Below are 25021 nucleotides of genomic sequence, written 5' to 3' on the forward strand. Positions count from 1 at the left end.
TCAGCCCACCGCTCGTCCGTGCTTCGCGGCCGAGGGGATCTCCAGCACTCGCCGGTACAGCCGCTCCACGCCGCGCGCGACGTCCGGCCAGGTGTGCCGGGCCTGGACCCGGTCCACCGCCGCGATCCCGCACGAGGTGCGGAGCATGGCGTCCTCCAGGACCTCTCGCAGCCTCCTGACCAGCATTTTCACCTCGCCCGGTGGAATGAGGACCCCGGTCACACCGTCGGTCACGGCGTCGCTGAGCCCGGCCACCGCCGTGGCCACGACCGGCACACCGCAGGCCATGGTCTCCAGCGGCCACGCGTCCCACAGGGGTTGCCTGGGCACGCATGCCACCACGTCCGCCGAGTGCAGCAACGCCGGCACGTCCTCGCGCGCGACCGGTCCGGTCGACCGGACCCGCTCGTGCACGCCGAGTTCTCGCGCCCGCTGTCCCAGACGGCGGGCCTCGCCCGCCGGGAACGCCCCGGTGATCAGCAGTTCGGCGTCCGGCAGCCACGGCAGCGCCGCGACGACGTCCGCCACCCCGTCGCCCGCCCGGCAGACGATGCGCTTCACTCGTCTGCGAACTGGTTCGCCCTGTGGCTGGAACAGGTCGGCGTCGACCCCGCGCGGGACGACCACGATCCTGGAGCGCGGTAGCCCGGCCTCCGCGAGCCGGAGCACCTCGTCCCCGCAGCCCGCCACGACCACGGCGGCCTCCCTGCCCACCAGTCGTTCGACGTCGGGTCGCCGGCCGAAACCGTGGAACGACGCCACCACGGGCACACCGGCCGTCTGTGCCGCCAGCAGCGCGGCCAGGCCGGGCCGCCAGTGGTGGGCGTGCACGACGTCCGGTGGTGTGAGCACCCACTCCAAGCGGAGCGAGTCGACGAAGCCACCGAGATAGGGCTCCTGGCCGGGAACGGTGGCCACGGCCTCACCGCAGCTGTGGACCGTGACCTCGTGGCCCAGCGACACCAGCGCCGCCGCCAGGTCCGCGGCGTGCACGTCCCAGCGGCCCTGCGCGTCGTTCTCCGACACCATTGCGATCTTCATGCGCCCTCTTCCGGCCTTGATCGCGGAAGGGTCGAGCGGTCACCTCGGTGGCAGCTCCGCCCATCCGCACGGCTGCGCCGCGACGGAGGGCTGCGTGCTGAACCCTGCCTTCGAACGTAGCCCAGCCGCCCCATGACCGCAGGACAGGCAGGCAGTGGCCCTGTTCACCGATCGGTCTGCTCGGAGTACGCGGCGGCGCTGAGACGTTGACGGTCTCGCTTGAGCTGCTTCTCCAGGCCGTGCCGCTGGCCGCCCGCCAGATCGTCGCGCACGGCGCGTTCGACCTCACGGACCACGTCGTAGTACATGTCGTCGTACTCCTCGACGATCTGGAAGGTCCAGCGTCCCGGCAGGACGTTGCGGCCGAGCAACTCCCGTTGCACGCGGTTCGCGTGGTCGACGTGCCCGGCCTCGCGCAGCGCCTCGATCGCGTCCCCGATCTCGAAGTCCGCGGTGCCGGTGAGCTGGTGGAAGGAGTACAGGTGGCCGCGAGCCCGTTCGGTGGTCTCCCGCGCCTTGCTGAGCTTGCCGAGCGCCTCGATCGTCTTGTCGTCCATGCCGGGCCGGATACCCCGTGGTGGTTCGTCCTCACCCGGCGCGGGTAACCCGGCGGCAACGTTGCGGGAAGAGCGGAGACGGGCTCTTGGTGGACACCTGCGCCGACACCGTTGGGGTGGAAGAGGAGTTCCTGCTCGTCGACACTGCTTCGCGGCGCACGGTCATGCGTGCGAAAGCCGTGCTGGCACGGGTGCGGGACACCGAGCTCACCAAGTTCCACGCGGAACTCGCGGGAACGCAGGTCGAGGCGGCGACCGGTCCGTGCACCGGAGTGGCCGCCCTCGGTGACGCGCTCTCGCAGGCCCGCTCGATGCTCGCCAACGCCGCCCGAGCGGAGGGCCTGGAGCTGCTTTCCCGTGGCACACCTCTCAAAGCCTCCACGCACTCGGTCGTCTCGGAGGGCGCACGGTTCCGCCGCGTGCTCGACATGTACGCGGGCGTCGTGGACGACTACGAGGCGAGCGGATGCCATGTGCACGTCGGCGTGCCGGATCGCGACACGGCGGTGGCGGTGCTGAACCACGTGCGGCCGTGGCTGCCGACCCTGCTGGCGCTGGCCGCCAACTCCCCCGACCACGGCTACGCGAGCTGGCGGATGGTGCAGCAGTCGCGCTTCCCCGGTTCCGGCGTGCCGCCGCTCTTCACCGACGCGCGGGACTACGACGCCCACGTCGCCCGGATGGTGCGCTGCGGAACGCTCGTGGACGCGGCGCAGACGTTCTGGCTCGTGCGCCTGGCCTCCCGGCTGCCGACCGTCGAGTTCCGCATGGCCGACGCCTCCACCGAAGTGAGCGGATCGGTGTTGCAGGCAGCGCTGTCCCGCGCTCTCGTGCACACCGCGAACCAGGACCTCCGTGACGGCAAGAAGCCGGACGCCGTGCGCGACGACGTGCTCGCCGCCGCCGTGTGGGCGGCTTCGCGGTACGGCGTGGACGGAGCCGGTGTGGACCCGTGGCTGGAGTGCCGGGTGCCCGCCACGGCACTGCTCGACAAGCTGCTCAAGCACGTGACGCCGGCGTTGGAGGAACGCGGTGAGCTGGAACTCGTGCATGGGCTCGTCTCCACGCGGGTATGACTCCTGAGTGCACCTTCCAACGCCTCGTGGCCCGTTGTCCGAGCAAGTCGTCGCCGCGCTGAGCGGTGACCCGGACGGCCGCGCGATCCCGTTCGCCGCCGCCGATCCGTACGGAGAGGACCTGACGATCGCGTTGTACACGTTGTACGAACTGCACTACGGCGGTTTCGACGGCGTGGACCCCGCCTGGGAGTGGGACCCGGAACTGCTGCGGCTGCGGGCACAGGCCGAAAGCGCGTTCCTCGGCCGTCTTCGCTCCGATGTGGACGGTGGTGACGACCTCGACACCGCCCTGGGCGACATGCTGGTCGAGCACGTCCCCGGCAGCGGCGTCTCGCACCACCTGCGCGACGACGGGACCTGGGAGCAGATGTGCGAGTACTTCGCGCACCGCTCGGTGTACCACCACAAGGAGGCCGACCCGCACGCCTGGGTCATCCCCCGGTTGCGGGGCAGGGCGAAGGCGGCGCTGGTGGCGGTCGAGTTCGACGAGTTCGGCGGCGGACGGGCCGACCGCATGCACTCACAGCTGTACGCCGACCTGCTCGACGGCGCGGGCATGTCCTCGGACTACCTGCGCTACCTCGACGACGTGCCGGCACCGGCCATCGCGATCGTCAACATGATGTCGCTGTTCGGCTTGCACCGGTCGTTGCGCGGCGCCCTGGTCGGCCACTTCGCCGCCGCCGAGATCACCACGGGACCGAGCGCCCAGCGCATGGTCCAGGCCCTGGGACGGATGGACGCCGACCCGCGGTGCGTCGAGTTCTTCACCGAGCACATCGAGGCCGACGCCGTGCACGAGCAGATCATGCGCAACGACGTCATCGGTTCGCTGCTGGAGCAGGAGCCGTCGCTTCAGGCCGACGTCGTGTTCGGGATCCAGGCGACGGAACACCTGGAGTCACGACTGGCAGATCACCTGCTGTCGTCCTGGAAGAACGGCGAGTCGTCGCTGCGCACGCCTCTGCGGTCGCTGGTGTCGCAGAACGGATAGCGCTCGCGCTCGGGTGTTTGTGAGGCGACTACGAGGGCACCCGGCCCACAACTGTGTTCTCTCACGAATGGAGCGTTGATGAAGGCGGTCACCTGGCACGGCAAACGCGACGTCCGGGTGGACACGGTGCCCGATCCGCGGATCGAGTCACCCACGGACGCCGTCATCCGGGTCACCTCCACCGGCGTGTGCGGTTCGGACCTGCACCTGTACGAGGTGCTCGGCCCGTTCATGACCGAGGGCGACGTCCTGGGTCACGAGCCGATGGGCGTCGTGGAGGAGGTCGGCGCGGAGGTCACGTCCCTCAAGCCGGGCGACCGCGTGGTCGTCCCGTTCACCATCTCCTGCGGGCACTGCTTCATGTGCGACCGCGGGCTGCAGTCGCAGTGCGAGACGACCCAGGTCACCGGGCAGGGCAAGGGCGCGGCACTGTTCGGCTACACGAAGCTCTACGGGCAGGTGCCCGGCGGGCAGGCCGAGTACCTGCGGGTGCCCCACGCGCAGTACGGGCCGATCAAGGTCCCGGACGGCCCGCCGGACGACCGGTTCGTGTACCTGTCCGACGTGCTGCCGACGGCCTGGCAGGCGGTCGAGTACGCCGAGATCCCCGCGGGTGGTTCCGTCGTGGTCTTCGGGCTCGGGCCGATCGGGCAGATGTGCGCCCGCGTCGCCCTGCACAAGGGTGCCGGGCAGGTCATCGGGATCGACCTCGTGACCGAGCGCCTGGCGCGCGCCGAGGCGCACGGTGCGACGGTCCTCGACACCCGCGAGCACGACGACATCGGCGACGCCGTCCGCGCGCTCACCGCGGGTCGTGGCGCGGACTCCGTCATCGACGCGGTGGGCATGGAGGCGCACGGCGCCCCGGCCGCGCGGCTCGCTCACAACCTGGTGGCCGCGCTGCCGCAGGCCGCCGGAGCGTTGATCACCGAGAAGGCCGGCATCGACCGGCTGAGCGTGCTGTACGCCGCCATCGACTCGGTGCGGCGCGGCGGCACGATCTCACTGTCCGGTGTGTACGGCGGCATGATCGACCCGATGCCCATGATGGAACTGTTCGACAAGCAGATCAGGCTCCACATGGGACAGGCGAACGTCCGCCGCTGGATGGACGAGATCGTGCCGCTGCTCTCCGGTTCCGACGATCCTCTGGGCGTGGACGACTTCGCGACGCACAGGTTGCCGTTGCACGAGGCGCCCAGGGCCTACGAGATGTTCCAGAAGAAGCAGCACGGGGCTCAGAAGGTCCTGCTCCAACCGAGCTGAGGTCCAGATGAAGCGGTGGGCATCGCACGAGCGATGCCCACCGCTTTTCGGTGTGGAGGTTCAGTTGCCGCGCACGGTCCGGTGACGGCCGCCGCCCGACGCCAGCCCGAGCACGACCATGGCGACGCCCAGCAACAGGTGCAGCCAGTTGTCGGCGGGGTTCACCGGCACGAAGTTCGCGTCACTGCCGTGGTCGACGATCAGCCCGTAGACGAACAGCACGAGGTAGACCGCCCCGCCACCGACGAGGTACCAGTACGCGCCATTGGCCGTGCGCGACAGCAGGAAGCCGGCCACGCCGAAGGCGAGGTGGACCACGTTGTGCAGGACCGACACCGCGAACAGGCCCAGCAGCATCGCCCGCGACTCGTGGCCGGCGAACATCAGCGTGTCGTAGTTCGTGGTCAGGCCGGGGATGAACCCGGCGACACCCACCAGCGTGAACACCGCGGCCACGACCAGCGCGATCGTCTGGACCGCGTGGCGCCGGGCCGTTCCGGTTCGGGACATGACGACTCCCGTCGAAGGGAAACGCACTTCGGACGCGACCGGCGTACCCCCTTCCGACCGGAACAAACGGTTCCGCGTCAAGTGGTTGGTACCCGAACCACCGGGTACCGCCAGTCCGACGTTCCCGTGCGAGAAGGAGGCATCCGTGGCCACCCACAAGCCAGGCAAGCTCGTGAAGGCGGCACTCGAGAAGGCCGTGGACAAGGTCGCCGACATGGTGAACCCGCCGATTCCCGGCACCCCCGGCAGCGAGCCGCCGTCACTCACCGAGCCGACCGAGCCGCGGGGGCCGTTGCCGCCCAAGCACGACCAGACCGGACCGGAGACGGTGTCGCCGACGGGTGCGCCGACCGGGGCGCCGCAGGTGTCCCAGGGCCAGCAGGGCGAGTTCCTCACGACCTCCGGCGGCACGCGGCTGTACGACACCGACCACTCGTTGAAGGCCGGTGAACGCGGGCCGACGCTGTTGCAGGACCACCACTTGCGCGAGAAGGTCATGCACTTCGACCACGAGCGCATCCCGGAGCGAGTGGTCCACGCACGTGGATACGGCGCGCACGGTGTGTTCGTCGGTTACGGCACCGCCGTGAACGTCTGCAGGGCCGGATTCCTCGGCGACGGCGTGGAAACGCCCGTGTTCGTGCGGTTCTCCACGGTGCTGGGCTCGCGCGGGTCGGCGGACACCGTGCGCGACACCCGCGGGTTCGCGACGAAGTTCTACACCCAGGAGGGCAACTTCGACCTGGTGGGCAACAACATCCCGGTCTTCTTCATCCAGGACGGGATCAAGTTCCCGGACGTGATCCACGCGGGCAAGCCGCACCCGGACCGCGAGATCCCGCAGGCGCAGAGCGCGCACGACACGTTCTGGGACTTCGTGTCCACCCACACCGAGGCCACCCACCACGTCATCTGGAACATGTCGGACCGCGGCATCCCCCGCTCGTACCGCACGATGGAGGGGTTCGGCGTCCACACGTTCCGGCTCGTCAACGCCGACGGCGAGACCGCGCTCGCGAAGTTCCACTGGAAGCCCAAGCTCGGCGTGCACTCCCTGGTGTGGGAGGAGGCGCAGCTGCTGTGCGGGTTCGACCCGGACTTCCACCGCCGCGACCTCGCCGACGCCATCGAGTCCGGCGCGTACCCGCAGTGGGAACTCGGCCTGCAGATCATGCCCGACAGTCCACAACAGACGTTCGAGGGCATCGACCTGCTCGACCCGACGAAGATGGTCCCCGAGGAGCTCGCACCGGTGCAGCCGGTCGGGATGCTGACGCTGAACCGCAACCCGCTCAACTACTTCGCGGAGACCGAGCAGGTCGCGTTCCACCTCGGCAACCTGGTGCCGGGCATCGACGTCACCGACGACCCGCTGTTCCAGGCCCGGCTGTTCTCCTACCTCGACACCCAGCTGACGAGGCTCGCCGGACCGAACTTCAACCAGATCCCGATCAACCGCCCGCACGCGCCGGTCAACGACATGCTCCGCGACGGCTACCACCAGCACGCGGTGCACGGGGGTGTCGCCCCCTACCGGCCGAACACGCTCGACGGTGGCAACCCGTTCGTCGCGAAGGAGGGCGACCGGCCGTTCGTCGAGGTGGCGCGGCCGCTGCCGAAGGCCGTGAAGGTCCGCCAGTCGCCGGCGTCGTTCGCCGACCACTACACGCAGCCGAGGCTGTTCTGGCAGAGCCTGACGCCGGTCGAGAAGGACCACGTCGTGAGCGCGTTCACCTTCGAGCTGGGCAAGTGCTACGAGCAGGTGATCAAGGAACGCGAACTGCTGGTGCTCGCGAACGTCGACGCCACGCTCTGCGCGGAGGTCGCGAAGGGGCTGGGCCTCCCGGTGCCGGAGAAGGCACGGCTCAAGAAGGTCACGCCGAGCCCGGCCCTGTCGCAGCTCGGGCAGACGTGGCCCGCGGACGGCCGCATGATCGGCATCGTGGTCGACCCGCTGGATCTCGACGGTGTGCGCACGGTGCGTGAGACCGTCCTGGCCGGCGGGATGGTGCCGCTGCTGATCGCGCCGATCGGCGGCCCGATCGGGGACAGCGGCCTGGTCGCGCAGCGCACGTTCCTCACCGCGCGGTCCGTCGAGTTCGACGCCCTGCTGGTCGCGGGCGACTCCGCCGACCCGCGCGTCACCCTCATGGTCCAGGAGGCCTTCCGCCACGCCAAGGCGATCGGCGCGTGGGGCACCGGGCGGGCCGCCGTCGAGGCCGCCGGGTGCACGGGGCCGGGTGTCGTGCTGGACGACGACGCGTCGAAGGTCCTCGCGGCCGTGACGAAGCTGCTCGGGGCCCACCGCGTGTGGGACCGCTTCCCCCCGGCCATCGCATGAGCCGGACGCTCACCGACGAGGAGCTCGGGTTCCTTCAGTCGATGTTCGACCTGGCCCGCGACGGAGACGGGGCGGGGCTGAGCGAGGCCGTCGACGCGGGGATCCCGGTCAACCTCACCAACTCCTCGGGCGACACGCTGCTGATCCTCGCCGCCTACCGCTGCCGCACGGACGTGGTGCGGGCGTTGCTGGAGCGCGGCGCCGACACCGGGCGGGTCAACGACCGGGGGCAGACCGCACTGGGGGCGGCGGTGTTCCGGCGCTCCGAGGAGATCGTCCGCCTGCTGCTCAGCGCGGGCGCGGATCCGGCTCTCGGGCCGAGGTCCGCGCTCGACGTCGCCCGGCACTTCGACCTGCCGGAGATGCTGGCACTGCTCGAGCCGTCCGGCTGAGGGTGGACATCGCTCCCGGCTAGCCGGGAGCGATGTCCACGACCAGCGCCCAGGCGACCAGGTCGATGGTCAGGTCGCCCCGCAGCAACGGGATCCAGCGGAGGTTCGTGCGCGGGTCGACGATCTCCGCCCCGATCGCGACCGCGCGCCGGAACGGGCCCTCGGCGAACGGGGACGGGTCGAAGTAGGTGACGACGGCACCGTTGTCGAGGTGCTCGGTGACGGATCTTTCACCGGTGGGGACCGGCTTTCGCGCTAGTGGAGGCCGAGATGGCTCCCCAGACCGCGCTGACGGTGTGGTGGTCATGGCCAGAGGTACCCCGAGCGGATCGGGGTAACCGCTGCGGACGGGGCAGGGCCTCAGCCGGTGCACTCCACCAGGGCGAACACCGTCTTGCCGTGCTCACCGCGCGGCCGGAAGCCCCATTCGCGCGAGATGTTGTCCACCACCACGATGCCCCTGCCGCGGTTCTCCCCCAGGCGGGAGCGGCCGTACACCGGTTCGACCGCGGACTCGTCGTCGACCTCGACCAGCACCGCGCAGGGCTCCTCGCGGAGCACGATCCGCAGGTGACCGGTGCTCATGGTGGTGTGGTCGAGGACGTTCGACACGAGTTCGGTCACCACGAGCTGCACGTCGTAGAGGTGGTCCTCACCGAGGTCGTGCAGGGCGGCGGCGAGGTCGCGGCGCAACGACGCCATCGACATGCCCGGCCGGACGGGCAGGTCGACCACGGGGGCGCTCACCCGAGCCGCCGCAGCAGGAGCAGGGCGATGTCGTCCCGCTTGTCCTGGCCCATCTCGGCGAGCAGGCGGTCGGCGAGCTCGTCCATGTCCTCGGTGTTCGACACGGCGGCGCGCAGTTTCTCCATGCCCTCGTCCAGATCGATGCCCGGCCGTTCGACGAGGCCGTCGGTGGTCAGCAGCACCGTCGTCGCCGGCGGCAACGGCAGTTCCGTCGCTTCCGGCCGGTCCAGCCCGATGCCCAGCAACGGGCCGTGCACGCGGGCGTAGTGAGCACCCTGGTCGTCGACGATCAGCGGCGGTACGTGGCCCGCGTTCGCGACGGCCATGGTGCCCGCCTCCAGGTCGACCAGCAGCAGGCACATGGTGGTGAGGCCCCCGGTCGGGTGGAACCGCTCGAGCAGGGCGTCGACGCGGCGCAGGATCTCGGCCGGCCGATGGCCCTCCACGGCGTACGCGCGCAGGGTGTGGCGCACCTCCGCCATCACTGTCGCGGCCTCGATCGAATGGCCGCACACGTCGCCGATGGCGATGAGCAGGAGGCCGTCGAGCTCGATCACGTCGTAGAAGTCGCCGCCGATCTCGGCGTTGCTCGACGCCGGCACGTACCTGGCCGTCATCGGCAGGGCGGGCACCTGCGGCAACGCGCGGGGCAGGAGGCTGCGCTGCAACGTGAGCGCGAGCGAGTGCTCCTCGGCGAAGGTGTGCAGGCCCTCGGCGGCGAGCGCGGCCGCCTGGGCGAGCTGGCGCAACAGGTTCCGGTCGTCGTCGGTGGTCACAGCCAGCGGGCTGACGGTGATGCCGATGGGCGGGCGCCGCAGCTTGGTGCGCGCGACCACCGCGACCTGGTGCCACGGCACCGCGGCGGCCTCGATCACGGCCACCCCGACGCCAGGGGTGAGCGAGGCCATCCACTGCTCGACGGTCGCCTCGTCCGGGCGGACCCACGCGGCACCGGCCATCACGACGCACACGGCACCGGACGGAGCCGTCAGAACGGCGGTGGCCTCCGTGTCGAGCACGTCGGCGGCCCCGATGGCGGCGGCTTCGGCCAGGGTCTCGAACGTCGGCGCGGCGTTGATGGCGAACGTGGCGGTGGCGAGCCGGGTCAGCCGGGCGGCGAGGTGTTCGGCCAGCGCGCGGGCGCGGTGGTAGCGCAACGCCGCCTCGACGTTGGCCAGCAGCTCGCCGGGGTCGACGGGCTCGGTGAGGTAGGCGTCGGCGCCCCTGGTGAGGCCGGTGACCTTGTCCTCGGGCTCGATGAAGGTCGCCGACAGCATCACGACCGGGATCGAACTGGTGCGCGGGTCGGCCTTGATCCGCTCCGTCACGTCGTACCCGCTCATGTCCGGCAGGTGCACGTCGAGCAGGACCAGGTCGAACAAGTCGCCTTCCAGTGCGATGAGCGCCTCCGCCGCCGTGGTCGCCTCGACCACCGTGTGGCCGCTGCGGCGCAGCCAGCTGCACGCGATGAACCGGCTCGCCTCGAGGTCGTCGACCACGAGGACCCTGGCCGGTCCGCCACCCATCGCTGTCGGGTTCATCGGGTGTCCGTTCTGCGCGCGGTGAGCTGAGCGTCCCTGATCGCACGGCTCACCGTCTCCGGGGAGATCCGCGCCTCGTGCAGCATCGCGGCACCCAGGCTGTACACGCTGCGCGCGAGACCACCGGGGTCGTCGCCGCACACGATGACCACAGGTACCCCGGCCAGATCCGGATCAAGCCTCAACACGGACAGGACCGCGCTGCCGCTCATCACCGGGGCGCTCGCGCTCACCAGGACGAGGTCCGGCCGCCGTGACTTCGCGAGGTTCAGGGCGGTGCGGCCGTCCTCGGTCTCGACGACCTCGGCGGCGAGCCCGGCCAGGGCGTCGCGCAGCTGCCGGCGGCACTTCTCGTCGCCGTCCGCGATCAGCGCGCAGGCGACGGGCGCGGGCTGGACGAACTCGTCCTTCGCGGTCGGCAGCGTCAGCACGACCTCCGTGCCCACACCGGACGTGCTGCTCAGCGTCAGGGTGCCGCCGAGGATCTCGGCGAGCTTGCGCGCGTAGGACAGGCCGAGCCCGGTGCCGCTCGCACCGACCTGCAGCGAGTTCGGCACCTGGTAGAACTCCTCGAACACGCGGTCCTGCTCGGCGGGCGGGATGCCGATGCCGGTGTCGGTGACCACGAACCGGACCTCGTCGGGGCCGGGGCCCTGGGAGGCGGTGAAGTGGATCTCGCCGCGCTTGGTGAACTTGACCGCGTTCGACAGGACGTTGCGCAGGATCCGGACGAGCATCGTCTCGTCGGTGACCAGCGGCCGCAGCTCGGGCACGTCGTCCACCACCAGCCGCACGTCGCCGGAGCGCAGCAGCGGCCGCACCGCCGACCGCAGCTGGGTGATCACGTAGTCGAGCGCGACGGGCGCCATCCGCGGCTGCAGGCTGCCCGACTCGGCCTTCGCCGTGTCGAGCAGCTCGTTCACCAGCGCCAGCAGCGTCGCCGCGGACTCGTTGATCAGGTCGACGTGGTGGCGCTGGTCGTCGGTCATCGGATCCCCGCCCGGCCCGCCGAGCAGGCGGGTCAGGCCGACCACGGAGTTGATCGGCGCGCGCAGCTCGTGGCTGATGTTGGACCAGAACCGGATGCGGGCGGCGGCCGCGTCACGCAGCTCGGCGGACTTCGCCTCCAGCTCCGCGTAGAGCGCCACCACGCCCTGGTTCGTCTGCTCCAGCTCGTCGGACAGCTCCTGGTAGAGCGCGACGACGCCGCGGTTGGTCTCCTCCAGCTCGTCGTTGAGGCGTTCGAGCTCCTTGCTCTTGGCCTCCAGGTTCTCGAGCGTCTCCAGCAGCTCCTGGTTCTGGGCGCGCAGTTCGTCGAGCGCGGTGGTGCCGGTGCTCTCGCGCAGGTCCCGGAGCAGGTCCTCGTCGGGCGCGTCCGCGTGCGCCACGTTCTTCACCAGCGTGACGCCCGTGGCGGTCAGGGTCAGCTCGTTCATCAACCTGCGGGCGGTGTCCCAGCCGGGGCCGGTCGCGGTCACGGGCGCCTGCCAGGACAGTTCCACGAGCAACGCCGGAACGGGCCGGCGCCGCAGCCGGAAGACCGCGGTCGTGCCCACCTCCTGCCGGACGAGTTCCCGGCCGATGTCGCTCAGCGCCGTGGCGACCCGGATCTGGTTCTGCCCGTCGAGCCCGACCGCGGCGGCGACCTGGCGGCCGCGCTGGCGGAGCAGGAACACGTCCCGCTCGTCACCGATCACCAGCCGCAGCAGGTCGTCGGTCGTCATGCCGGTCTGGCCACGAGCACGCAGGCGTCGTCCTTGCGCACGCCCGCTTCCCGCAGCAGGGTCGCCGCGATCAGCACCGGCGGGTCGTTGACCAGGTCACTGCCGTGGTCGGGGCCCCAGCGTTCGGTGAGGCCGTCGGAGTGCAGGACCACGACCGCCTTCTCCGGCAGTGCGTAGTCGAACGTGCGGATCGTGCGCGCCTGGTGGCCCGCCACGCCGGGCACCGAGATCATGCCCGTCTTGCGGCCCTCCCCCAGCACCGCCGCGGCGATGTTGCCCAGCCCGCAGAAGCGCACCGTCCGCGCGATGAGGTCGACGTCCGCGACCGCCACCGCGCCACCCCGCGTGCCGCGCAACGCCTTGTGCAGCAACGCGACCATCTGGTCGGGCGGCAGGAAGGGCTGCTCGCGGAACAGGCGCACGGCGGCGTCGGACGCGGCCGCCGCCAGCGGCCCGTGCCCGGACCCGTCGCACATCATCAGCGTCATCCGGTCAGCAGAACGGCAGAACGCGTAGGCGTCGCCGCACACGTCCTCGCCGCTGATCGGCCTGGTCACGCCGGCCGCTCGTTCCTCACCCCACTCGGGTGCCCAGCGCAGCACCGGGGCGAACCGCGCCACGAGCGCCGTTCCCAGGCCGAGCCGGGAGGACATGGCGCAGGACGTCGCGAGTCGTGCCACCGTGCCGAGCCCGACGCCGAGCGTTCCGGTCGTCGAGTGGCCGTCCTCCCACGCGAGGGCGAGGTCGCTGATGCCGGGCCCGCGGTCGAGCGCGACGATCTCGACCGCCGAGTCCTCCACGCCGCGCACCGTCCGGACCAGCACCACGCCCTGCCGGGCGTGCTTGTGCAGGTTCGTGCCGATCTCCGTGGCGGCGAGGCCGATCTCCGCCGTGCGCGTGGCGGTGAACCCGAGCCGTTCGGCCAGCGACGTGGCCGTGCGGCGGATCCGGCCGACCTGGGCGGTCTCCTCGACCGGCATCCAGGCCTCGTCGCGCACGAGCGGCAGGCAGGTCACCGTGGTCATCTCTTCCACTTGGTCACCGTCACGACCGTGCCGCGTCCGACCTCGGTGTCGAGGTCGAACTGGTCCACCAGGCGCTTCGCGCCGCTCAGGCCCAGGCCGAGCCCGCTGCCGCTGCTCCAGCCGTCGGCCAGGGCGAGCGTCAGGTCGGGGATGCCGGGTCCCTCGTCGTGGAAGGAGGCGCGCACGCCGGCGCGGCGTCCGTCGCTGACCTCCTCGACGCGGGCGAAGCCCCCGCCGCCGTAGATGAGCGTGTTGCGCGCGAGCTCACTCGCCGCGGTGACCAGTTTCGTCTGGTCCACCAGCGAGAGCTTGGTCTGCTGTGCGTAGGTCCGCACGAGTTGGCGAACGCGGACGACGTCGTCGTCGGCGGTGATCGGCACCTCCTCCGGTCCCTCGGACCGGGGCGGCATCAGGAGTCCCGTCCGCGACCGAGCTGTCCCAGGATCTTCATGCCGCGTTCGAGGTCGAGCGCCGTGCGCACCCCGCCCAGCGTGAGACCCAGCTCCACCAACGTGATCGCGACCGCCGGCCGCATGCCCACCACCACGGTGTCGGCGTCGAACAGCCGGGAGATGGACGCGATCGTGGCGAACATCCGGCCGATGAACGAGTCGACGATCTCGACCGCCGAGATGTCGATGATCACGCCGTGGGCGCCGGTGGCGCTGATCTTCTCCGCCAGGTCCTCCTGCAGGGCCAGCACGCTCTGGTCCTGCAGGTCGATCTGGATGGAGACGAGCAGGAGGCCACCGATCTTCAGAATCGGTACGCGTTCCATCAGGCGGTCTCGCGGCGCACGACGTCGACGCCCTCACGGCGCAGCGCGTGCCGCAGCGCGTCGGCGAGGGAGGCCTTGGTGACGATGTCGCCGAACTCGATGCCCAGCGCCACGATCGTCTGCGCGATCTGCGGGCGGATACCGGACACGATGCACTCCGCGCCCATCAGCCGGGCCGCGACGACCGTCTTGAGCAGGTGCTGCGCGACCTGGGTGTCGACCGCGAACACACCGGTGATGTCGATGATCGCGTGCTCGGACCCGGTCTCGACGAGCGCCTCGAGCAGCTTCTCCATGACGACCTGGGTGCGGGCCGAGTCGAGGGTGCCCACCAGCGGTACCGCCAGCACGCCCTCCCAGACCTTGACGACCGGCGTGGTGAGCTCCAGGAGCTGTTCGGACTGCTCCCGGATGATCTCCTCACGGACCCGCGCGTAGGACTCGAAGGTCAGCAGGCCGAGCGCGTCCAGCAGCCCGGAGAACGCCATGAGCTGGCGGAACATCTCCGGGTCGTCGCTGCTCTCGGTGAGGTCGAAGACCGCGCGCTTGAGGGAGAACACGCTCGACGCCGTCTCCGTCGGGGTGAAGCCCGCCCGGACCCGGGAGCGCGAGTACTCCTCCAGGAACGCGCGCAGGTCGGCGAACTCCGGCCCACCGATGTTCCTGCCGTCGCTGCCGGCGACGGGCAGCAGTGCCGCGTAGAACTCCTTGAAGTCGGCTTCGAGCTCCGTCTTCGTCGACCGCCCGCGCAGCAGCGCCGCGACCACGCCCACCCACTTGTCGATCAGCGGCTCCGCGCTGTCACGCAGCAGGTCGGTCAGGCTTTGGGCACGTCCCGCGTCCACGGTCACTCAGGTCTCCTCGAGCAGTCGACAAACCGACAGGCCACGATGAACCCGCGGTGGAAGCCGGGATGAGCTTTCACCGGATCATCGTCGCTGTACAGCAGGAACTCCGAATGCGCCGACTGCTTGACGTGTCCGCACCTGCCGGGCGAAGCCTACATGCGCAGATCGGGCGCCCGTGCCGGGCCGCGCGGTGGTGACGGAGTCCCCGGTCACCCGGCCGGGGCCCGTGCCGGCGCGGATCTCACCGGCACGGGCGTGCGGTGTCCTGTCCAGCCGGACATTGTGGTGTCCAGGGCAAGTTCGTGGTGCTTGCCACGGACCTTGCGGCCACCCATGTGCCACGCCGTGGTCAGGCGGCCTCCAGGACGAAGAACATGAAGCTCAGGAAGGCCCCGGAGGGGAAACTCGCCATCTCGTCGGGAAAGAGTTCGTGGGCTTCCGGCGCCGGAGGCGGCTCGCTGATGACGGCGGTGCGGAAGCCTGCTGCGGTGAAGGCGTCGGTCATCGCGTGCAGCGGCCGGTGCCAGTAGGTGAGCACGGCCTTCTGGCCGTTGAAGTCGTACTCGTCGGACCACTTGGTGGTCGCGAAGTAGTCAGTCTCGCGATGCACCATCTTGAGGAGGATGGGGTGGTTGACGACCACGATCAGCCGGCCACCGGGCTTCAGCACCCGCCGCAGCTCAGCCAGAGGTGCGGTCCAGTCCTGCAGGTAGTGCAGCACCAAAGCGGCGACGGCGTCGTCGAAGGCGCCGTCGGGGTACGGCAGCGGGCCCGTTATGTCGGCGACCCGCAGGTCCACGTCGTCACCGAGCCGCTGCCGGGCCAGCTCCACCATCTTGGCGCTGCGGTCGAAGCCGCTCACGACGGCTCCCCGATCACGTAGCGCCGAGGACACGGGACCAGCACCGCAGCCGGCGTCGAGAATTCGTCGACCGGCCACGTCGCCGGCCAGGTCCACGATCGCGGGCCGGACGTAGTAGGCGTTGAGGAGGCTGGTCTCGTTCTCGGCCGTGTACGCCTCGGCGAAGCCGTCGTAGTCGTTCTCCGCGGCCACATCGGCGATGACGGCGGAGCTCTCGGGAATGGCAGGCATGTTTCCCATACTGCCCAGTGATCAATCAGGGCGCCAGGAGATCATCTCCCTCGCCGATCGCCCGCTTGGGCGGCGCGCTCCCATCAGCCCGTTCCAACGCCGATTCCAGGGGGTCGGCCACCGCAGCCCCAGGTCCTGCCGTGCGGAAGACCCGTCGTGGGCGTGCCGGGTGGACGTTCCCCGGTGACGCAGCAGCTTCAGGGGCACATCGGCCACAGAGGACGGTGAACGTTCACACCTGCCGTCAGCCCGCGTCCTCGGCGGTGCCGTACTCGTCGTGGCGGCGCCACCACCGGTAGGGCGGCTCCTGCGGGTACCCCTCGGGCGAGTCCTCCCAGTCCTCCTGGCGGCCGAGCGGGGTGAGGTCGAGCAGGCTCCAGACGTTGCCCGTCTGCTCGGCCGAGCGCGCGTTGGTGAAGTACGTGCGGAAGACCTCGTCACCGTCGCGGAGGAACACGTTGAGGCCGAAGTACTCGTCGACGCCGAAGTCCTTCGAGAAGTCGTCCCGCGTGGTGTACCAGGGCACGCCGTCCCAGCCCATGCGGTGGCGGTAGCGCCGGATGTCGTCCTGCGGGGCCGCGGAGACCAGCACGAACGTGACGTCGCGGGCGTTGAGGTGGGCGAGGTGGCCGAGGTTGTCGGTGAACATCGCGCACCCGCCGCAGCCGCCCCGCGGCCAGTCCGCGACACCGGGCTCGAAGAAGTGCCGGTAGACGATCAGCTGGCTGCGCCCCGCGAACAGGCCGGGCAGGTCCGTCTCCCCTTCCGGCCCTTCGAAGGTGTACGCCTTCCCGGCCCGGACCCGCGGCAGCCGGCGGCGTTCGGCGGCCAGGGCGTCCTTCGCGCGGGTGTGCTCCTTCTCCTTGCGCAGGAGTTCCCGGCGCGCCGCGTCCCACTCCTCCGCCGAGACGATCGGTGGTGTCCTCATCGAATCGCGGTACCCGTGCCGGGCCGCGCACACACTGGTCAGGCGGCCGCGAGGTGCTGCGCCGTCGCCGTTGCCGCGTACACGTTGAGGCCGAGTCGTCCCTCGGCGTACGCCGTGTCCACGGCATCGATCACCGGGGAACCGTTGAGCCACAACTGGATGCGGTCACCGACTGCCTGGACCTTCAGGTGGTACGTCCGCCCGGCGACGATCTCCGTGGCGTGCGCGGCGATGTCACGACCTGGCCGCCACAGCTTCACGACCCCGCCGGTGTCGATGTTCGCGGTGTAGCCCGCGCCCTCGGGGGTCGCGCGGAACGTCAGGCCCGCCGCCACCCCGGTGACGACGGACAGATCACCCTCGTAGACGACGTCCCGCACGGTGTGGTCGCTGAGGTAGAAGCCGTCTCCGGAGGCGTTGGCGCGCAACGACTCCGGCGTCGTGGTCCAGGTGCCGCCGGTCTGCGTCCACGGTCCCGATCGGAACGCGGAGAACCCGCCGGTGCCGGTGTTCAGGTTCTGCACGGTGGCCGCACCGCGGAAGACGTTGGCACCGAAGCGCCCGGACGCGTACGCGGTGTCGGTGGCGTCGATGACCGGGGACGTGCCGTGGTCGAGCCAGACCTGGATCCGGGAGCCCGTCGCCTGCACCTTCAGGTGGTGGGTGCGCCCACGCGTGATCGGCGCGGCGTAGGTCGCGATGTCACGGCCGGGGCGCCACAGCTTCACCACGCCGCTCGCGTCGATGTTCGCCGTGTACCCGGCGCCTTCGGGGGTCGCGCGGAACGTCAGTCCCGCCGCCTGCGCGGTGTCGAGGCGCAGGTCGCCCTGGTAGGTCGCGTCGCCGCCGGTGCTCGCGCTCAGGTAGAACGAGTCGCCGGTCGTCTGCGCCTGCTTGCCCGCGGCCACGTCGCTCCACATGCCCGCCGTGGCGTGCCACGGACCCGAGAGGGTGCTTTCCAGCGTCGACTGGGCGGTGCCCCAGCTCGTGCTGAGCCGGGTGAACCTCGCGTCCTTCACCCGCACCTGACCGCCGGTCGCGAACAACCGGATGCCCTGGCTGACGGCGGCGGAGTCGAAGTTCACGTTGTCCGCCATGGAGAACACGCCGTCACCGCCGAAGATCTCCAGCTGGCCGCGGTCCACCAGCAGCCGCACGCTCACCTCGTCGCCAGCAGCGTCAAAAGGCTTGCCGTACAACTTCTTCGCGGCGCGGTCGTAGGTGACGGTGCGATCGGCGGTGCCGTCGGAACGGCTGTGCAACGCGAACCCGAACTCACTCGCCGTCGCACCGCGCAGGTCGAAGCGCGCGGTGATCTCGTAGGTGTCGGCGAGAATCCCGGCGAACGGGTTGTTCGTCGCGGTCACGGTCGTGTTCCGCCACGTCCGGGTGTCCGCGCGCAGCGAGTCCAGCTCGGCCACCGGTGTCCTCGTCACCTTCGGCCCGTCCGGCGAGGCGACGAGCCCGAGCGCGACGGGGAACGTCGCGTTGCCGGTCCAGCCGTGCCCCCGGTTCCCGCCCTGCCACGCCATCTGGACGATCCGGCCGTCCGGTGTGTTGTGGAACGTCTCGGCGGCGTAGAACGTCCCGCCGGGGTAGGTGGTGCCGTGGTTCATCTTCTTCGGCTGCGGGCGGTCGGTGCGGAACGTGGTGCCGTCGAAGCTGCCCACCACGTACTCGCCGGTCGCGGACGTGAGCACCCACCGCGGGGCGCCGTTGAGCGGCAACACGAACAGGTCGGGGCACTCGAACAGCCAGTCGGCGGCGTAACGACTGGCGAACGTCCACCGCAGCAGGTCCGGCGAGGTGTAGATGTCCGCGCCGTTGCCGCCCCGGTTCGACCACACCACCATGACCCACTGCCGCCGGTCGGCGTCCCACACGACGTTGGGGTCGCGGCTCTCCTCCGGGATCTCGATCTGCTTGCGCCCGCCGTCGTACGCCTGGAAGCTGCGGCCGTTGTCGTTGCTGTAGAAGATGCTGACGCCGTTGGTGTTCGAGAAGACGACGATCGGGTCGAGCGCACCGGTCTTGAGTCCCGAGGTGTTGCCCGTGTCGGCGATGCCTCCACCGGAGAACAACGTGCCGGGGTGCACGCCCGGTTCCAGCGCGATCGGCTTCTGCGTCCAGTGCACCAGGTCGGGGCTCGTGGCGTGGCCCCAGTGCATCGTGTCCCACTCCAGGCCGTGCGGGTTGTGCTGGTAGAAGAAGTGGTAGAGGCCGTTGGCGAAGACCAGTCCGTTGGGGTCGTTCATCCAGCCCGACTGCGAGCTGAAGTGGAACTGCCCGCGGAACGGTTCCTGGTAGGTCGTCGGCGGGTAGGGGAACTCCGGGTAGTCCGGTGCCGTACCGGCTGTGGCACTGCCCGGCACCAGCAGCGCCAGAGCCGTCATCAGCACGACCAGCACCGCGCGTACGCCCACGAGAGACCTCCCCGACAACGTTGTCGGGCGTCACGGTGGCGCAAGAGCACTTCGAGGGACAACCGCCCTCCGGGTGAGAGCGTTCCCAGCCGGTGAGCACGTCCCGTGACGCCTGGCCCCGTTTCCGGTCACAGCTCCAGCGTGACGTCCGTCAGCGGCGCGGTGGTGCACGCGAGCACCCGGCCGTCCTCCTCCTGTCGCGAGACCTTCCCCGCGAGGAGCTTCACCACGCACTCCCGGCAGCTGCCCACCGTGCAGGAGTAGGGCATCGGCAGTCCGGCGGAGAGCCCGGCGTCCAGCAACGTCTGCCCCGGTTCGACGACCGCGGTGCCGACACCGTCGACGACCATCCGTTGCGGTGTCATGGATCCCGCCGCCACCGACGCACTGGTGTAGCTCTCGAAGTGCACGCGGTCGTCTGGCACGCCCAGTTCGTCCAGTGCCTGCCGCACGGTGTCCATCAGAGGTTCCGGACCGCAGACGTAGAACCGCGCGGAGGACGGGAACTCGGCCGCCCACTTCCGGACATCGGGCACGTCGAGCCGTCCGTCGCGGGAGGTGTGCACATCGGTCACGGCGAACCGTCCGGGGTGCTGCTCCCCCAGGCTCGCGAGTTCCGCCGCGAAGATGGCCTCCTCCGCGGTCCTGTTGCTGTACAGCAGGGAGACGCGGTCGCCCGGCTGTGCGAGCAGGGTGCGGATGATGCTCATCATCGGCGTGACACCGCTGCCCGCCGCGATCAGCACCACCTCGTGGCCGGGCTCCGCGTGGAACGTGCCCGACGGGCCGCGCACGAACAGCCGGTCGCCGGGCGTGAGCGTGCGGACGTGGCGGGAGAACAGGCCCACCTCCTTCACCGTCACCTCCAGCCGCGCCCCCGGTGCGGACGACGCCGAGTAGGGCCTGCGCACCTCAACGCCGTCGACGTCGGCCACGAGCGTGAAGAACTGGCCGGGCCGGAAGTCGAACGGCCGGTCGTCCTCCAGCACCAGCGTGACGGCGCTCGGCGTCTCCGGCCGCACCTCGGTGACGCGCACCTCGCGCAGCGGATCCTCCGCCACGGCACGGGGTTTCAGGACGACCTCGTAGCCCTCCTTGCGCAGACCCGAGCGGTACGCGAAGTCCATGACCGCGCGCATCCACCGCGCCGGGATCAGGCCGGCGACCTTGAACAGGAAGCCGCCTCTCCGGACGTTCGCCGCGAGGTGACGACTTCCCAGCGCCATCATGTCGGGCACGTCGGCGGGCAGGGCGGTGGTCCACAGCCGGGACCGCGTCACCGCGTCGTTCGCGCTCAGCTCGGCGGCCTCGACGTCGACGAGCAGGGCGGCGTGCGGCGGGATCCCCCGCAGCGACAACGGTTCCAGCAACGCCGGGTCCACGGTGATCGTCGCGCGGCCCCGGACGTGCACGACACCGGTGCGTCCCGGCACCAGCGCCGCGAACGAGAGCCGGTCGTCCTCGAGGAGGTTGTGCACCGTGTCGGCGCGTTTGTTGCCGCGCCGGTCCGCGATCAGGAGTGTGTGGCCGTCGAGGATCCGCGCGACCATCCCCTGCTCTCCACGCGGGCTGGTGTCGCCGCCGCCCTTCGAGTCCCAGGTGGACAGAGCCAGGAACGGTGCGGCGGCGAGGAAGTCGGCGACACCGGCCGACGCGAGCGGTCCGTCACCGATCGCGGGAGCCGGCGGCGGCGTCTCGGCAGGCGACCACAGTCCGGAACGCAGCACGGCCTGCGCGCAGTGGATGTAGACCTGCTCGACGTCGAAGCCCCCGCCGCGCACGACACCGTTGACCCGCAAGGTCTCCCCGACTCCGGGGAGCAGGAAGACCATCGACGCCGGCCCCTCGGCGTCCTCCAGGTCGAACGAGATCCGCGTCGGCGAGTGCACCCGCGCGAACCCGGGCCGGCCACCGACGAACGTCGTGCGGCAGGCACCGTCCGCACCCCGGTACCCGAACCCCGCGATCGGGCTGCGCGCAAGCAGGTCCACACATCCCGCGTCGAGCGCGCCGAGCTCCTTCAGCATGATCACCGACGCCGGGCGCCCGATGACCGCCTCGACCCCCGCCACCGTGTCCAGCCGTGCAGAAGGATTGTTTTCCCAGCTCATGACACTATTATGAGCATTTGCTCAGGTCTTGGATACTCGCTTTTGGAGGCACGGCATGCCGTCGGCCAGCCGCGACGTCGACCCACGTCGCAAGCCCCGGCAGGTGCGCGCGGAACTCACCCGCGACCGCATCCTGACCGCGGCTGCTCACGTTTTCTCCGAGCACGGGTACGCCGCGGGCACCACGAACCGCATCGCCGAACGCGCCCGCGTGTCGATCGGCTCGCTGTACCAGTACTTCCCGAACAAGGACTCGATCCTCGCCGAGCTGATGGTCCGTCACATCGACCGGGGCACCTGGACGCAGGCCGACCGGCTGGACTTCTCGCCGGGCAGCCTGGAATCCGTGGTGCGGGCGCTGGTCCGCGACGCGATCGACCACCACCGCGACGACCCGCAGCTGCTGCGGATCATGATCGAGGAGGGGCAGTTCTCCGCGGAACTGCGCGACACCCTCGCCCGCCACAGCGAACACCGTTTCGCGCAGGTCCGGGACGTGTTCGCCCGCCACCCCGACGTCGACGTGCGGGACCTGGACACGGCGGTCGAGCTCGTCGTGTTCACCGTGGAGCTGAACACGCACCGGCTGGCCGCGTTCCAACGGCCGACCGAGACGTTCGAGCACGAACTCGTCGACATGATGACCAGGTACCTGCGCGGTCCCTCGGCGTGAACCGCCGCGGGGTCACCGGTTCAGGTACGCCGCCAGGCCACCGAGTTCCTCACCCGCGATGAAGACCGACCGCACGTGGATCAGCACCTCCTCGACGTGCGCGGCGCACCCCCAGGCCGCGTCGCCCCAGGAGTCGGCGACCTTCAGCTCGGCCGCCGCGGCGCACCCGGCCCTGCCGCCCAGCTGGCACAGTTCGGGGTGGGGTGCGCCGGAATGAGCGGCCGCGGCGACCCGCATCTGGGCGGTGAGCTCGGCGGCGGCGTCCGCACGGCGCTCGGCCTCCGCGCGCAGTTCCCGTTCCGCACGCACCGCTTCGGCCAGGGCTTCGCGAGCAGCCTCGGCGCGTGCCTCGGCGGCCTGGCGCGCCACCTCGTTGTGGTGCCGTTCGATCGCCAGCGCGGCCGTGCCGGCGAAGACCCGGATGAGCGCGAAGTCGTTGTCCTGCGGGGCACGGGCCGCCGGGTGGTACATCGCGAACGTGCCGAGCAGGCTGCCGTCGCGCCCCAGGATCGGCGTCGACCAGCACGAGCCCAGCCCGGCCCGCTGAGCCAGGTCGCGGAAGTCGTCCCAGAACGGGTCGGTGGCGATGTCCGTGACGATGACCGGTTCACGCCGGTGCGCGGCCGTTCCGCAGGAGCCGACGCCTTCCCCGGTGGCGATGCCGTCGATGGCCTCGTTGTAGAAGGCGGGCAGGCTGGGAGCGGTGCCGTGGCGCAGGTGCAGGCCGTCGGGATCGGCCAGCAGGACCGACACGAACAGCTCCTCCGGCGCCAGTTCCTCGATGCACCGGGCCATCCCGTCGAGCACCTCGGACAGCGGAGCCTGCCGGGCGATCTGCTCCAGCAGCGCCCGATGCTCGGCCATCAACCGCTGGGCGTGCTTGACCTGGGTGGTCTCCACGCCGATCACGCGGACCCCGTGCACCGCGCCGGACGCGTCCCGGCGCGGCTCGCAGGTGAGGTCGAAGAACGTCTCCTGCGCGTGCGGGCCGCTGCCTCGCACCACCCGCACGTCACGGTCGGTGCGGGGCTCGCCGGTGCGGAGGACCTCGTCCAGCAGCGCGGTGAGCCCCTGACCGTTCTCACCGAAGGTGGCCTGGAAGGCCGGGTTGGCCGTCTCGACCACGTGCGCGGGCCCCGTGAACTTCGCGAACACCGCGGTGGACTGCCCGAACAGCGCGCGGAGATCCTCGTCCGTGCCCTGTTCAGATGTGCCGAACGCCCTCATGGCCGCCCTCTCGCCATGCGTCACAGGCTCGCTGTTTGACCTCGGACGCCGTCTCTTGGCCTCGCGCCACCGCGAGGTGTCGAAGATCGTACTCAACGCGGGAGGCCCCGTCTCAGCTGGCAGCGGTCTCCCGCGGCTCGGACCGGTCCGCGTTGTCGACGTCGAGCAGGGTCAGCAACGACGCCACGTCGCCTCCCCTGAACGCCTCCCGCTGCCGGTCCGCGCCGCCGCCCGCGCCGTCCAGCAGCCGCAGACCTCGTTGCACCGCGGGCAGATCACCGTTCGCCTCGAACACCGGCGTCAGCCGGTCCACCAGGTCGTCCAGCTGCCGCCGCACCGGCCGTTGCTCGCCGGACACCACGTCGAGCGTGCTGCCCCGAAGCCCTCCGTTGGACGCGCCCCAGCAGGCCTGGCGCAGTGTCTCCTGGGGAATCGGCTCGGCCTGCACGCCTCGTCCGACGTCGACGACCGCCTGCGCCACGAGTGCCCGGACGAGGGCCGCGAGCAGCACCGCCTCGTCCACGGTCGCCGCGACGTCCGAGACCCGCACCTCCACGGTGGGCAGGTCGGTGGCGGGCCGGACGTCCCAGTAGATCATCGCCCGGTCCAGCGCGGTGCCCGCCGTGATCATGGTGTCGCAGACTTCCTCGTACTGCTGCCACGACTCGAAGACCGGCGGCGGACCGGACACCGGCCAGCGCGACCAGACGGTCGAACGCCAGCTCGCGAACCCCGTGTCCTCGCCGCCCGAGAACGGCGAGTTCGCGGTCACGGCGGCCAGCACGGGCAGCCACGGGCGCACGTGGTTGCACACCTGGACGGCGGTCTCCCGGTCGGGCACGGCGACGTGCACGTGACATCCGCAGATCAGCTGTTGTTCCGCCAGCGCACCGAATTCACGTGCGATCCGCCGGTACCGCAGGCTGTCCGTCACCTCTCCGGTCGCCTCCCCCAGCGGGGGCGCCCCGACGGCGATGGCCCGGCAGCCCGCCGTGCGCGCGGCCTGTGCGACGCGGCGCCGGGTCTCGAGCAACTCCTGGCGCGCCTGCTCCACGTCACGGCACACGGTCGTGTTGATCTCCACCTGCGCGCCGGTGAGCTCGCGCTCGAGATCGAGCCCCAACTGCTCCCGCGCGACGGTGACGACCTCGTCCGCCCGGTTCACCGGCGCACCGGTCTCCGGGTCCACGAGGAGGAACTCCTCCTCCACACCTACCGTCGGACACCATTCGTCCTTCGATGGCGGTCTCTCCACGTCACACCGTCCTGCTCATAGGGGAACCGCCGAATACCCCTTCAGCGCAACCGGAAACCCGAATGGGTGACATAGCGAAAGGCGGGGCCGGCATCAGCCGGCCCCGCCCTGTGATCACCTCGTGGTCACGCCTTCACGGAGTGCTTCCCGTGCGTCCAGGACGAGGCGTCGCCGCCGTCGCCCGCCGGACCGGAGTGGCCACCGACAGTGGTGCTGTGGTTGGAGGCGTCGCCGGTCGGACCAGTGGCACCGGTGTCACCGGAGTCGCCCGAGGTGACCTCGGTCCAGGACTTGGTGCCGTGGTTCTTCCAGTCGTGCTTCCAGCCTGAGTGCTTCCAGCCGTGGTTCTTCCAGCCGTGGCACTTGTCGCCGCGGTGGCCGTCCCACTTCTTGTTCTCGGTCTTCACCACGGCCGAGTTGCCGCCGGTGTCACCGGAGTTCCCGGAGTTGCCCGAGTTCCCGGTGGTG

At 70.7% G+C, this 25021-nt stretch carries 23 protein-coding genes and 1 pseudogene; 6 read left to right on the top strand and 18 right to left on the bottom strand.

The window, feature by feature from the left end; translation table 11 throughout:
• Positions 1–1041 (bottom strand): glycosyltransferase, encoded by a 1041-nt coding sequence (locus PV646_RS22635; protein WP_500344167.1) that lies wholly within the window; start codon positions 1039–1041, stop codon positions 1–3.
• Between the two features lie 164 nt (positions 1042–1205).
• Complete coding sequence (locus PV646_RS22640; protein WP_500344168.1) at positions 1206–1598, bottom strand: hypothetical protein; 393 nt, start codon at positions 1596–1598, stop codon at positions 1206–1208.
• Between the two features lie 89 nt (positions 1599–1687).
• Here PV646_RS22640 and PV646_RS22645 point away from each other — a divergent pair, with 89 nt between their 5' ends.
• The 3 genes from PV646_RS22645 (at position 1688) to PV646_RS22655 (ending at position 4937) form a co-directional block, all read left to right on the top strand.
• Positions 1688–2674, top strand: a complete 987-nt coding sequence (locus tag PV646_RS22645) for a carboxylate-amine ligase (RefSeq protein ID WP_500344169.1) — start codon at positions 1688–1690, stop codon at positions 2672–2674.
• Positions 2675–2708: 34 nt separating this feature from the next.
• Positions 2709–3671, top strand: coding sequence for an iron-containing redox enzyme family protein (locus PV646_RS22650; RefSeq protein ID WP_500344170.1), 963 nt, complete (start codon positions 2709–2711; stop codon positions 3669–3671).
• A 78-nt stretch (positions 3672–3749) separates the two neighbouring features.
• Positions 3750–4937: a zinc-dependent alcohol dehydrogenase gene (locus tag PV646_RS22655; RefSeq protein ID WP_500344171.1), complete on the top strand. Its 1188-nt coding sequence runs from the start codon at positions 3750–3752 to the stop codon at positions 4935–4937.
• Positions 4938–4997: 60 nt separating this feature from the next.
• On the opposite strand, the gene PV646_RS22660 is transcribed toward PV646_RS22655, so the two are convergent.
• Positions 4998–5447 (bottom strand): DUF4383 domain-containing protein, encoded by a 450-nt coding sequence (locus tag PV646_RS22660; RefSeq protein ID WP_500344172.1) that lies wholly within the window; start codon positions 5445–5447, stop codon positions 4998–5000.
• A 214-nt stretch (positions 5448–5661) separates the two neighbouring features.
• Between PV646_RS22660 and PV646_RS22665 the strand changes: the two genes are divergently transcribed.
• Complete coding sequence (locus PV646_RS22665; protein ID WP_500345062.1) at positions 5662–7788, top strand: catalase; 2127 nt, start codon at positions 5662–5664, stop codon at positions 7786–7788.
• Positions 7785–8180: an ankyrin repeat domain-containing protein gene (locus tag PV646_RS22670; protein ID WP_500344173.1), complete on the top strand. Its 396-nt coding sequence runs from the start codon at positions 7785–7787 to the stop codon at positions 8178–8180. The genes PV646_RS22665 and PV646_RS22670 overlap by 4 nt, the downstream gene beginning before the upstream one ends.
• 19 nt (positions 8181–8199) lie before the next feature.
• Here the strand turns inward: PV646_RS22670 and PV646_RS22675 are convergent, their stop codons facing one another.
• From PV646_RS22675 to PV646_RS22730, 12 genes are all read right to left on the bottom strand, one after another.
• Positions 8200–8487: a hypothetical protein gene (locus PV646_RS22675; RefSeq protein WP_500344174.1), complete on the bottom strand. Its 288-nt coding sequence runs from the start codon at positions 8485–8487 to the stop codon at positions 8200–8202.
• A gap of 53 nt (positions 8488–8540) precedes the next feature.
• Complete coding sequence (locus PV646_RS22680; RefSeq protein ID WP_500344175.1) at positions 8541–8927, bottom strand: ATP-binding protein; 387 nt, start codon at positions 8925–8927, stop codon at positions 8541–8543.
• Complete coding sequence (locus PV646_RS22685; RefSeq protein WP_500344176.1) at positions 8924–10468, bottom strand: SpoIIE family protein phosphatase; 1545 nt, start codon at positions 10466–10468, stop codon at positions 8924–8926. The genes PV646_RS22680 and PV646_RS22685 overlap by 4 nt, the downstream gene beginning before the upstream one ends.
• Entirely contained in the window at positions 10465–12192 is a 1728-nt protein-coding gene (locus PV646_RS22690) for an ATP-binding response regulator (protein ID WP_500344177.1), read from the bottom strand. Before PV646_RS22690 ends, PV646_RS22685 begins: the two co-directional genes overlap by 4 nt.
• Positions 12189–13217, bottom strand: coding sequence for an ATP-binding protein (locus PV646_RS22695; RefSeq protein ID WP_500344178.1), 1029 nt, complete (start codon positions 13215–13217; stop codon positions 12189–12191). Before PV646_RS22695 ends, PV646_RS22690 begins: the two co-directional genes overlap by 4 nt.
• A complete protein-coding gene (locus tag PV646_RS22700) occupies positions 13214–13627 on the bottom strand; it encodes an anti-sigma regulatory factor (RefSeq protein ID WP_500344179.1) in 414 nt (137 codons plus the stop codon). Before PV646_RS22700 ends, PV646_RS22695 begins: the two co-directional genes overlap by 4 nt.
• On the bottom strand, positions 13627–13998 hold the full coding sequence (locus tag PV646_RS22705) for an STAS domain-containing protein (RefSeq protein ID WP_500345063.1): 372 nt from the start codon (positions 13996–13998) through the stop codon (positions 13627–13629). Before PV646_RS22705 ends, PV646_RS22700 begins: the two co-directional genes overlap by 1 nt.
• Positions 13995–14846: an STAS domain-containing protein gene (locus tag PV646_RS22710; RefSeq protein ID WP_500344180.1), complete on the bottom strand. Its 852-nt coding sequence runs from the start codon at positions 14844–14846 to the stop codon at positions 13995–13997. Before PV646_RS22710 ends, PV646_RS22705 begins: the two co-directional genes overlap by 4 nt.
• A 346-nt stretch (positions 14847–15192) precedes the next feature.
• Positions 15193–15945, bottom strand: a complete 753-nt coding sequence (locus PV646_RS22715; protein WP_500344181.1) for a class I SAM-dependent methyltransferase — start codon at positions 15943–15945, stop codon at positions 15193–15195.
• 235 nt (positions 15946–16180) lie between these two features.
• Entirely contained in the window at positions 16181–16864 is a 684-nt protein-coding gene (locus tag PV646_RS22720; protein ID WP_500344182.1) for a DUF899 domain-containing protein, read from the bottom strand.
• A gap of 38 nt (positions 16865–16902) precedes the next feature.
• Positions 16903–19287: a glycoside hydrolase family 32 protein gene (locus PV646_RS22725; protein WP_500344183.1), complete on the bottom strand. Its 2385-nt coding sequence runs from the start codon at positions 19285–19287 to the stop codon at positions 16903–16905.
• A gap of 128 nt (positions 19288–19415) precedes the next feature.
• A complete protein-coding gene (locus PV646_RS22730) occupies positions 19416–21398 on the bottom strand; it encodes a 2Fe-2S iron-sulfur cluster-binding protein (RefSeq protein WP_500344184.1) in 1983 nt (660 codons plus the stop codon).
• A 55-nt stretch (positions 21399–21453) separates the two neighbouring features.
• On the opposite strand from PV646_RS22730, the gene PV646_RS22735 reads away from it, so the two are divergent.
• Positions 21454–22071, top strand: a complete 618-nt coding sequence (locus tag PV646_RS22735) for a TetR/AcrR family transcriptional regulator (protein ID WP_500344185.1) — start codon at positions 21454–21456, stop codon at positions 22069–22071.
• 12 nt (positions 22072–22083) lie between these two features.
• Here PV646_RS22735 and PV646_RS22740 read toward each other — a convergent pair whose 3' ends face one another.
• The 3 genes and pseudogenes from PV646_RS22740 to PV646_RS22750 all read right to left on the bottom strand — a co-directional run.
• Positions 22084–23298 (bottom strand): GAF domain-containing protein, encoded by a 1215-nt coding sequence (locus PV646_RS22740; protein WP_500344186.1) that lies wholly within the window; start codon positions 23296–23298, stop codon positions 22084–22086.
• A gap of 112 nt (positions 23299–23410) precedes the next feature.
• Positions 23411–24553 carry a carboxylate-amine ligase gene (locus tag PV646_RS22745; RefSeq protein WP_500344187.1) on the bottom strand — a complete coding sequence of 381 codons (1143 nt, stop codon included), beginning with the start codon at positions 24551–24553 and terminating at the stop codon, positions 23411–23413.
• Between the two features lie 125 nt (positions 24554–24678).
• A pseudogene (locus PV646_RS22750) lies at positions 24679–25021 on the bottom strand (hypothetical protein); the annotation flags it as partial.

Source organism: Streptomyces sp. ID05-26A, assembly GCF_033794685.1.
Taxonomy (GTDB): Bacteria; Actinomycetota; Actinomycetes; order Mycobacteriales; family Pseudonocardiaceae; genus Lentzea.

Bases quoted from the DNA above. Each gene is read 5' to 3' on its own strand.
- PV646_RS22665 (WP_500345062.1), top strand. From the start codon at position 5,662: ATGGTGAACCCGCCGATTCCCGGCACCCCCGGCAGCGAGCCGCCGTCA.
- PV646_RS22690 (WP_500344177.1), bottom strand. From the start codon at position 12,192: ATGACGACCGACGACCTGCTGCGGCTGGTGATCGGTGACGAGCGGGAC.
- PV646_RS22635 (WP_500344167.1), bottom strand. From the start codon at position 1,041: ATGAAGATCGCAATGGTGTCGGAGAACGACGCGCAGGGCCGCTGGGAC.
- PV646_RS22695 (WP_500344178.1), bottom strand. From the start codon at position 13,217: ATGACCACGGTGACCTGCCTGCCGCTCGTGCGCGACGAGGCCTGGATG.
- PV646_RS22660 (WP_500344172.1), bottom strand. From the start codon at position 5,447: ATGTCCCGAACCGGAACGGCCCGGCGCCACGCGGTCCAGACGATCGCG.
- PV646_RS22735 (WP_500344185.1), top strand. From the start codon at position 21,454: ATGCCGTCGGCCAGCCGCGACGTCGACCCACGTCGCAAGCCCCGGCAG.
- PV646_RS22670 (WP_500344173.1), top strand. From the start codon at position 7,785: ATGAGCCGGACGCTCACCGACGAGGAGCTCGGGTTCCTTCAGTCGATG.
- PV646_RS22685 (WP_500344176.1), bottom strand. From the start codon at position 10,468: ATGAACCCGACAGCGATGGGTGGCGGACCGGCCAGGGTCCTCGTGGTC.
- PV646_RS22675 (WP_500344174.1), bottom strand. From the start codon at position 8,487: ATGACCACCACACCGTCAGCGCGGTCTGGGGAGCCATCTCGGCCTCCA.
- PV646_RS22740 (WP_500344186.1), bottom strand. From the start codon at position 23,298: ATGAGGGCGTTCGGCACATCTGAACAGGGCACGGACGAGGATCTCCGC.
- PV646_RS22730 (WP_500344184.1), bottom strand. From the start codon at position 21,398: ATGAGCTGGGAAAACAATCCTTCTGCACGGCTGGACACGGTGGCGGGG.
- PV646_RS22700 (WP_500344179.1), bottom strand. From the start codon at position 13,627: ATGCCGCCCCGGTCCGAGGGACCGGAGGAGGTGCCGATCACCGCCGAC.
- PV646_RS22640 (WP_500344168.1), bottom strand. From the start codon at position 1,598: ATGGACGACAAGACGATCGAGGCGCTCGGCAAGCTCAGCAAGGCGCGG.
- PV646_RS22655 (WP_500344171.1), top strand. From the start codon at position 3,750: ATGAAGGCGGTCACCTGGCACGGCAAACGCGACGTCCGGGTGGACACG.
- PV646_RS22720 (WP_500344182.1), bottom strand. From the start codon at position 16,864: ATGAGGACACCACCGATCGTCTCGGCGGAGGAGTGGGACGCGGCGCGC.
- PV646_RS22715 (WP_500344181.1), bottom strand. From the start codon at position 15,945: ATGGGAAACATGCCTGCCATTCCCGAGAGCTCCGCCGTCATCGCCGAT.